The organism is Viscerimonas tarda (genome assembly GCF_054601255.1).
This window is the reverse complement of record NZ_BAAHWV010000035.1, coordinates 19,598-29,102: the sequence shown is the minus strand read 5'-3', so window position 1 is coordinate 29,102 and position 9,505 is coordinate 19,598. Positions and strand designations below refer to the sequence as shown.

Annotated in this window: 6 protein-coding genes and 1 pseudogene; 6 read left to right on the top strand and 1 reads right to left on the bottom strand. The window is 41.2% G+C overall.

Annotated features, from left to right (window positions below; genetic code table 11):
• The 6 genes and pseudogenes from ACYPWY_RS12990 to ACYPWY_RS12965 form a co-directional block, all read left to right on the top strand.
• Positions 1–356, top strand: a pseudogene (locus ACYPWY_RS12990) (hypothetical protein); the annotation flags it as partial.
• A 12-nt stretch (positions 357–368) separates the two neighbouring features.
• Complete coding sequence (locus tag ACYPWY_RS12985) at positions 369–824, top strand: hypothetical protein (protein WP_459685962.1); 456 nt, start codon at positions 369–371, stop codon at positions 822–824.
• Between the two features lie 4 nt (positions 825–828).
• A complete protein-coding gene (locus tag ACYPWY_RS12980) occupies positions 829–1,281 on the top strand; it encodes a hypothetical protein (RefSeq protein ID WP_459685961.1) in 453 nt (150 codons plus the stop codon).
• Positions 1,282–1,468: 187 nt separating this feature from the next.
• Positions 1,469–1,912: a hypothetical protein gene (locus ACYPWY_RS12975; RefSeq protein ID WP_459685960.1), complete on the top strand. Its 444-nt coding sequence runs from the start codon at positions 1,469–1,471 to the stop codon at positions 1,910–1,912.
• Between the two features lie 128 nt (positions 1,913–2,040).
• Positions 2,041–2,481: a hypothetical protein gene (locus ACYPWY_RS12970; protein ID WP_459685959.1), complete on the top strand. Its 441-nt coding sequence runs from the start codon at positions 2,041–2,043 to the stop codon at positions 2,479–2,481.
• A gap of 4 nt (positions 2,482–2,485) precedes the next feature.
• Positions 2,486–4,714 (top strand): M4 family metallopeptidase, encoded by a 2,229-nt coding sequence (locus tag ACYPWY_RS12965; protein ID WP_459685958.1) that lies wholly within the window; start codon positions 2,486–2,488, stop codon positions 4,712–4,714.
• 151 nt (positions 4,715–4,865) lie between these two features.
• On the opposite strand, the gene ACYPWY_RS12960 is transcribed toward ACYPWY_RS12965, so the two are convergent.
• On the bottom strand, positions 4,866–9,293 hold the full coding sequence (locus ACYPWY_RS12960) for a hybrid sensor histidine kinase/response regulator transcription factor (protein ID WP_459685957.1): 4,428 nt from the start codon (positions 9,291–9,293) through the stop codon (positions 4,866–4,868).
• Positions 9,294–9,505 lie beyond the last annotated feature (212 nt).

The following is a 9,505-nucleotide window of genomic DNA, read 5'->3' as shown; positions in this document are numbered from 1 at the left end:
TCATGACAATTGGAGACAAAGTAGGCATCGGCACCGACAACCCCTACTACAAGCTGGATGTGAACGGCACGCTCAGGGCAAGGGAAATAAAAGTAAACCTCAACACAGGCGCCGACTTTGTTTTTGAACCCAACTACCAGCTAAAATCGCTTAACGAAGTGCAGGACTTTATCAAGGAAAACAAGCATTTGCCCGAGATACCCTCTGCCGCCGAGATGACAAGCGGCGACACCGACTTGGGCGTATTGCAGGTAAAGCTGCTGCAAAAAATTGAAGAACTGACGCTGTATGTTATTCAGCAGAATGATAAAATACAGACATTGGAACTTGAAATGAAAGAATTGAAAAACAAATAGGGAGGATTGATTATGAAAAAGATATATATGTTTTTTATTGCCCTGTTTTTTGTGGCAATGGGTGTTGCTGGATGCGGGGATGATGAAAAGATAGAAGCGCCTGGACATTATGATACGCCCCAAGAAGCCATTTTAGGTAAGTGGCGATTGATTGCTCAGGGTCCATCGGAAGATAAAATACAACAGGTATCTTCGGGCGGGTACGTGGAATATCTTCCTGATTCTATTATTCAACCAGGCACATTTGCAGAGCACCCCGGACTACAGGTAAAATACAGCATAGACTCGTGTTTATTTAAGACATACTATTATCATGTCGGTCAGCTATTTGACGAAAAAACACAAATGCATGGATATGAGTATAAGTTTGAAGATAACTACAACAAGCTGATATTGAAACATGTTAAGGGCATCACATCCCTATCATTGGGAACACCATTGATATTTTTCTATAAACGAATAAAATAAGGCTATGAAAAAGATATTATTTATATTGACAGCCCTGTTTGTCCTGACTACTGGAATGGCTGGATGTGATAAGGAAGAGGAAACATCGCCGCAGAACATAAGCCTTTACGGCAAAGATTCTCTTACCATTCAAAAATACATACAAGGGAAATGGAATCTTGTGTATGCTAAGGGGGGGATTGCGGCCAATTATATACACTATTTTAATGATTGTACTGTTGAATTTACGGCTGACAAGAAATATATTACCAGCGGCAATGGAACGACACATACACTTATGTATTATTGGCAGAAATATGCTATATATACAGGCTCTACTGACTCTATTTGCATAATGCAGCCAATTGGGACGCTTTTTGAGATGCTTTTTGAAGAAATCAGGAATGATACTTTGATATATTCAGATGCATTTATAAGCGAGCCAATGACTTATTTTTTAGTGAAATCTCAAAATTAAACAGTCATGAAACGAAATCTTATACTTTTAATTTTAATTGCCTTTTGCAGCATTGCTAATGCTCGTTTGGCGCAAGTTTGTAACTTGTGCCTGATATTCAGGTAGTTTTCAACTACCAAAAGTTGCAAACTTTTTAATTTACGAATACAAGTAAACGGATTAATAAACAAATTAAAATATACGAATTATGAAAAAGATATTATTTATATTGACAGCCCTGTTTGTCCTGACTACCGGAATGGCAGGATGTGATAAGGAAGAAAATATATTGCCACAGAACATAAGCCTTTACGACAAAGATTCCCTTACCATTCAAAACTACATACAAGGGAAATGGGATCTTGTGTATAGTGTAGGCGGCGGGATTGCTTATAGTTATCATTATTGTGATGATTGTACTGTTGAATTTACGGCTGACAAGAAATATATTACCAGTGGCAATGGAACGACACATACACTTATGTATTACTGGCAGAAATATGCCATATATACAGACTCTATTTGTATAATGCAACTAATTGGGACGTCTTTGGATATGCTTTTTGAAGAAATCAGGAATGATACTTTGATATATTCAGATGCATTTATGAGCGAACCGATGACCTATTTTTTAGTGAAATCTCAAAATTAAACCTCGTTTGGCGCAAGTTTGTAACTTGTGCCTGATATTCAGGTAGTTTTCAACTACCAAAAGTTGCAAATTTTTTAATTTACGAATACAAGTAAACGGATTAATAAACAAATAAAAATATACGAATTATGAAAAAGATAATATTTATATTGACAGCCCTTTTTGTCCTGACTACTGGAATGGCAGGATGTGATAAGGAAGAAAATACATTGCCACAGAACATAAGACTTTACGGCAAAGATTCCCTTACCATTCAAAACTACATACAGGGAAAATGGATTTGTGTGTATGGGATAGGTGGGCTTGCTGCCAATTATATTCATCATCATTATGACGGCTATACTTTTGAATTTACGGCTGACAAGAGATATATTATTAGTGGCAATGGAAAGACAGAAACATATATGTATTATTGGAAAAAACATGCCATATATACAGGTTCTCCTGATTCTATTTACATGATGCAGCCCATGGAGATATTTTTTGATTTCATCAAAAATGACACTTTGATTTACCACGAAGATATGTCTGAGCCAATATGGTATTATTTAACAAGAGCCAACAATTAAAAGCATGAAACAGGGCATTATAACTTTAATATTAATTGCTTTTTGTAGCATTACCAATGCGCAAATCGACGATGCGTTTGATATACAAAGAGGTGCAGATGGAGTAATCAGGTTTGCACGCTTTCCTGAAACGGGGCAGGGTTTAACCGTTCAGAATGATACCGTATTTTTAAAATCAGTATTGAGCGCTACTGTAAATGATGGATTTGTGAAACTCAAAGAAAATACGGATGAAATGGGTATTACGCATAAAAGATTTCAACAATACTATAACGGTATCAGGGTTGAAGATGCACAATATCTGACACACAGCAAAGGTGGTAACATTGAATACATCAATGGCGATTTTCCAACTATTTCTTTATCGTCGGTAATGCCTGCTTTAAGCGAACAACAAGCATTGGGATATGCTTTAAACTATGTAAACGCCACAAAATACAAATGGGAAGATACCGGAGCAGAAGCGTTTATAAAACAAATTACCAATAATGTCAATGCAACCTATTATCCAACAGGAGAGTTGGTTATTTCCAAAGATTATTTAGGCGGTACAAATACATATCGTTTATCGTGGAAATTTACTATTGCTTCGATGATTCCTGAAAACGAACAGTTAATCTATATAGATGCCAATAATGGCAGCGTGATAGATGATGTTCCGTTGATATTGGATGCAAATGTTAGCTGTACGGCTCAAACCTTGCTTAGCGGCACACAAACTGTTGTTGGCGACACCTACTCGGGGAGCGTTAGATTGAGAGAAACAAGAAATGGCGTATCAATTCAAACATTCAATGCTCATAATTCTTCTAATGTTTCAACTGCCACAGATTTTACCAATAGTTCTACAAATTGGACAAGCGGCAATTGGGGGTCTTTTAGTCAAGACAAACAAGCATTAGACGTTCATTGGGGAGCTGAAAAAGTTTTGGACTTTTGGAAAACTGTTTTTAACAGGAACAGTATTGACGGTAACGGTTTGCGTGTAATTAGTTATGTGCATTATAACAGTGATCCTTCCAGTTATCCAAATGGTGAATCGAATGCATATTGGAATGGTAACGGAAAGTATATGTTGTATGGAGACGGAAATGGATATATATTTAAGCCATTAGTTGCATTGGATGTTTGCGCTCACGAACTTGGACACGGTATTTTTCAGCATGTTGTTGGAATTCCAAGTTCAAGTTCATACGAGACCCGCGCTTTAAATGAAGGTTTTAGCGATATTTGGGGCGCTTGTGTAGAATATTGGGCTGCCCCAAGCAAACAACGGTGGTTAATGGGCGAAGAATTATACAATACAACGGCATATACTTGTTTACGAAACCTGCAAAATCCCAAAAGTACTACTGCTATGGAAGGGCAACACCCTGACACATATCACGGTAATTATTGGAGCACAAGTGGAGAAGAACATTATAACTCAACCGTATTAAGCCATTGGTTTTATCTTTTGACGGAAGGTGGTAGTGGTACGAATGATTTAGGGGATTCATATTCACTATCGGGCATCGGTATAACTAAGGCTCAAAAGATAGCATTTGCCGGTGAATGCAGTTTGTTCCCAACAGCTCAATATCCTGACGCTCGACTTGCTACCATTCAAGCTGCCGTCAATTTATATGGTTCAAATTCTCCTGAAGTGGTAGCAGTAACTAATGCTTGGTATGCCGTTGGTGTTGGCACGCAATTTGCTTGCAACACCATCTATATCAACAACCGAACCTATAGCCCCATTTTATTCCACAACCAGTTTACCGTTACCGGCTGCACCATCAATATAACCAATACAACAATAAATCCCAATACTACCGTTAATATCAATTCCCAGCACGGCGTAACCATCGGCCCCGATTTCTGGGCAAAACAGGGTTCCAATGTAACCATCACGGCGGCACAAGCTTCCCCCAGCCTCCTATCCGCCAAAGTTGTAGATGATCCCGAAATAGCCACCTCGCTGGAAGAAGCAGTAACCACACAAAATCCGACCGAGAAGTTCGATTTCACCGTATATCCCAATCCCAATGACGGGAATTTCACGGTAGCTTTGAGTGGCGAGGTACAGCCCTACACGGTGGAGATTTACAATGCCTCGGGCGGTATGCTGGGCAAAACCAGCTGCGATGCGGAGGCGGTAAATATCAACCGGTCCGATTTACCCCAGGGTATCTACTACGTCAGGCTGTTGATGGGCAAGGAAGTGGCTACCAAAAAGGTGGTGATAAAGTAAGCAGAAACGCTCGTCGTACGTTATAAAAACCGCATCCCGAATAGTATTCGGAATGCGGTTTTTACATATCGCCATACAGACGCGGCGCGCCACGTCTCTACATTAGTCCCATTGGCATATTGGCACATTATTCTCATTATTCCCATCAGCCTCAGCCATTGCGTTTCTTCAAATTGCGGTATTCGGTTGGGGTCATTCCTACGATGGCTTTGAAGCAGCGGGTGAAGTATTTTACGTCCAGCATACCTATCATAAACGACACTTCTTTCACTGTATATTCCCGGTGGGTATCGAGCAGTTTGGCGGCATGTTTTATTTTTATATCGCGGATAAAGTCGATGGGCGAAATACCGATGAGGCTTTTGAGTTTTTTAAAGAACACCGTCCGGCTCATGCCCAAGTTCACCACCAGATTATCAATAAGGAAGTTGCTGTCGTCGATGTTATTCTCCACCTCGGCCCTCACCTTTTGCAGGAACAGTTCGTCCCGGGAAGTAATGGTGTGTTCGTCCTCGTGTTTATCCTCAAGAGGCGAAAAATACAAAAAGTCGCTGTCCTTGAAAATCCGGTAAAGCCGTTGGCGTTGCAGGATGATGTTATCGATGCGTGCACGCAGGTACTTCACACTGAAAGGTTTTGTGATGTAATCGTCGGCGCCGTATTCAAGTCCGTCTATTTTGCTTTCCATATTGCTTTTTGCCGTCAGCAATATAAAAGGTATGTGGCTGGTGATTCCATTGGCTCTTATTCTCCGCAAGAGTTCCACGCCATCTATTTCGGGCATCATTATATCACTCACAATGAAATCGGGATTTTTTTTGATGGCCAGGTCATAACCGACTTTTCCATCGGGAGCTTCAAGCACATTGTAGTGAGGATGCAGCATGGTTGTAATAAACCGCCTCAGGTCCTCGTCGTCTTCCACCACCAAAATCAGTTGCCTGTCTTTCTTCCGCAAAGTATCGTCTTCCGCAGCAATTTCTTCGATTAAATCGGCTTGTTCGGCGTCTTCTAGCACATCCTGTTCCTGTGTTTGCTCGTGCACAAAAGTGATGCCCTGATCATCTTTAAAATGGTTGGCGCCTTTATTAAACAACACCGTAAAACAACTGCCCCGGGTAATTTCGCTTTCCACCAATATTTTAGCGTGGTGTTTGTCGGCTACTTCTTTCACTATCGAAAGGCCAATGCCCGTGCTTGGTTTATTCTTGTCTTTGTTGAAGGAGGCAAAACGGGTAAACAGTTTGTTCAGAATTTCCTTGCTCATCCCTTTCCCCTGGTCTCTCACGGTGAGGGCAACCGCGTTATCGCGTTTTTCGTTCGAGAGGCTGACTTCTATTGTTTTATCCGATTGCGTATATTTGAAGGCATTGGACAGCAAGTTGAAGAGCAATTTCTCAAAACTATCGCGGTCGATCCACAATTTTTCGTCTCCAATCTGGTTGTTGATTATCAGGTTTATTCTACGTTCCTCGGCAATTTCCTGAAAGTTGTTGCATATTTCCCTTACAAAAGGAGCGATTACGGTTTCCTGAATGTTCAGGTCTTTCTTTTGTATTTTTCTGAAATCGAGAATCTGGTTTACCATCCGCAGCATCCGGTTGGCATTTTTCAGCACCAACTGCAATTGCGTTCTTATCTCTTCGGGAATTTTCTCGTTTTCGAGAATGTGCTCAACCGGCGAAACAATCATGGTTAAAGGGGTGCGTATTTCGTGCGAAATATCGGTAAAGAAACGGGTCTTCATTTCTGTTTGCTCGTACTCCAGTTTTACTTTGTTCTCCAACCGATAGAAAGAGAAAAAGATATTCAGGACGACATAAGCAGCAACGCCTATTAAAAGTGTGTAGAGCAAATAAGCCCATCCGGTTTGCCAGAACGAGGGTGTTATTTCTATTTTCAGGATGTGTTCGTTCTCCATCCATATCCCGTCGCTGTTGGTCGATTTCACCCTGAAGGTGTAGCTGCCCGGCGACAGGTTGGTATAATTGGCGGTTCGTTGTTTTTGGCCTATGATCCAGTCTTTGTCGAATTCGTCCAATTTATAGGCATAGATAATCCGTTGTGGGTCGAGGTAGTCGAGGGCGACGAACTCTATACTTATAAAATTCTGTGTATGGTCTAATTTAATATAATTAATATTGTCGATATTTTCTTTCAGCGGCGAGTCTTCGCCAATGGCCACATCCTGATTGGCGATTTTCAATTTAGTGAGCGCTATATAGGGCTTGAAAGTATTGGTATTCACCTTGTCGGGGTCGATGGTGATAAATCCTTTGGAGAATCCGAAGAATACCTGTCCCGATTGGGCTACACAACGGGCGTTTTCCGAAAAAGTTTGTCCTTTTATCAAGCGGCTCACCTCGCTGTATGTTTCAAACGAATTTTTATCGGGGTCGAAGCGGGTCAGGTTTCCTTCCGTTGCAATCCACAAGCGGCTCTTACTGTCTTCAACAATCGTCAGAATCACATCCGAAGGCAGTCCATCCTTCACGCCGTAAGAAGTAAATTTAGTCGGAAAACCATCTTTGCCAACTTCTATTATCCGGTTGACGCCCCCGCCGAAGGTGGCAATATAGGTGTCGCCGTTGCGTGTTGTACAAATATCATACACATCGTTGCCGCCCAAGCTGTTTTTATCGTTCAATACCTTAATATACGATTTATAGGCAATCTGATTGACCGATTTGAAATTGGGCGAGAACATGATTAAGCCCAAGGTAGTCCCAACACAAATATTCCCGTATTTGTCCGCCGAAATAATCCTGATTTGCGAACCGTATTGTGTGGGGTAATTTTTCAGGTTGTTTTTATAATTTATAAATCGTTCGGAGCCGTCTTCCACCAAATTAAGTCCGCCATCGTAAGTGCCTACCCATATTCGCCTTTTTTTATCCTGAAAGATGGAGTAAACATTGTTGCTACTCAGGCTGTACAAATTCGTCGGGCTGTTTTTGAACTGTTTTATTTTAAAGAATTCCGGGTCTTCGGTCGGCGTCAGCTTGTAGAGGCCTTCGCCCTTTGTTCCTATCCAGATATTTTTGTCGGCATCCTGCATGATACAGTAACAAATGCCGGTGAGAGGCGTATCGCCATCAATTCGCCCCGACTGGCATAAATAACCAAGATTGTTTCTGTCCCTGTCATAGACATATATTTTTTCGCCTTTGGTCGATACCCACAAGTTTTGGTTATCGTCTTCCAGCATCGCCCGAATATCGTTGTTGATGGTCGAATACACATCGTTATCGACAATGGTCGAGTTAAACACGTCGTTGTTGAAGATGATTTTTTCGAGCCCGTGCGAGCGTGTGCTCAGCCATAAATTGCCCTGCCTGTCGGAGAATGCCACCTGCACCACATTCGAGAAGCGCCACGAGGGCGAAAAAAGTTCGTTATAGAACGGAACCAGTTCATCATTTGCCGCATCGTAGAGCGAAAATCCGCCACCGCGGGGATGCACCCAGAGGCGATTCTCTTTATCTTCGAGCATATAGAAATTGGGTGGAAACACGTTCAGTATCTTGCTTTCTATCTTCATCTCGAAATGCTTGATTGTTTTAGATTCCAAATCGAATTTTGAAACGCCAAAGCAATTCAACTCCAGCCAGATATTTTTCGCGCGGTCGATGTAGCACGATATGATTTCGTTGGAACGCATACCGGGCAGCGTGAACATGTTGTATTTTTCAAAGGTCTTTAGCGACAGGTTGTAGATGAAGAAGCCGTCTTCGCCGGTGGCAATCAGCGCCTGAGTGTCGTTGATATTCCTGATAGTGTGTATTTTGGACGTTGTTTTCACTTCCAGAAGCGTAAACAGTTCGTCTTTTTTATCGTATATCCAAATGCGTCCGTTGTCGGAACTGAACCATATTTGATTTTTCAGTTCCATCACCGAATAGAAATTTTGCGCCGGCTGGCTGGCCGGATTTTCTTTCTCAAAAAACAAATCGTTTACTTTTTCGCCGTTGGCCGAAAAGAGGTAGAGGCCGTTGTCGGTTAATATCCACGAATTGAGATTTTCATCTTCATACACGGTATATATTTTATTGGCATGGATTTTACCGTTTTGGCTATTGAATGCTACTGTGTTGCTGAATGTAGAATCCAACACGCAAATACATCCCATTTCGTTGGACAAAAGCCACACTTTCCCCGATTTTGCAGTAATAATATTTGTGCCGGTAAACGACAGATTCTTGTATTCGTCCAAAGCCTCCAGTCCTACGAATTTTTCGGTGCTTGGGTCGAATCGAAGCGGCTCCCTGTCGTATGGCAATGTCCATATATAACCATATTTGTCTTCCCGGATCAGGTCGATGCGATTACTTCGCTTAATCTGCTTGTCGCCCTGCTGTATGAGGTAGGTATAAAAATTGTAGCCGTCGAATTTACAAAGTCCATTCCATGTCGAGAACCACATAAAATCTTTGCTGTCCTGCATAATATCCATAATGGAATTTTGAGGCAAGCCATCTTCCACCCCATAATGCTCGAAAAAGCACTTGGGCTGCCCCAAAGAGGGTAGGGAAAAAACAGCTATAAAAAACAGGAACAGGTTAATGTGTTTAATTTTCATGATTGGCGTGTCTTAATATCATTTATACAAAAATAAGCCAGTTTTCGCAAAAACGGCTGTTAATAATTCTATAAATCAATTTATCCCCCTATATAAAATACTTTAACACCTCTCTAAAATAAAAATGAGGGCTAAATTGCGCTTCAATTACGTCTGATAGGTTACAGATAGCAGTAAAAATTTGTCATATAATTGATTATAAGTATCTTTAC

What these genes read in the sequence shown, in the direction of transcription:
- ACYPWY_RS12960 (WP_459685957.1), bottom strand. Translation starts at nt 9,293, where the DNA reads ATGAAAATTAAACACATTAACCTGTTCCTGTTTTTTATAGCTGTTTTT.
- ACYPWY_RS12965 (WP_459685958.1), top strand. Translation starts at nt 2,486, where the DNA reads ATGAAACAGGGCATTATAACTTTAATATTAATTGCTTTTTGTAGCATT.
- ACYPWY_RS12980 (WP_459685961.1), top strand. Translation starts at nt 829, where the DNA reads ATGAAAAAGATATTATTTATATTGACAGCCCTGTTTGTCCTGACTACT.
- ACYPWY_RS12985 (WP_459685962.1), top strand. Translation starts at nt 369, where the DNA reads ATGAAAAAGATATATATGTTTTTTATTGCCCTGTTTTTTGTGGCAATG.
- ACYPWY_RS12975 (WP_459685960.1), top strand. Translation starts at nt 1,469, where the DNA reads ATGAAAAAGATATTATTTATATTGACAGCCCTGTTTGTCCTGACTACC.
- ACYPWY_RS12970 (WP_459685959.1), top strand. Translation starts at nt 2,041, where the DNA reads ATGAAAAAGATAATATTTATATTGACAGCCCTTTTTGTCCTGACTACT.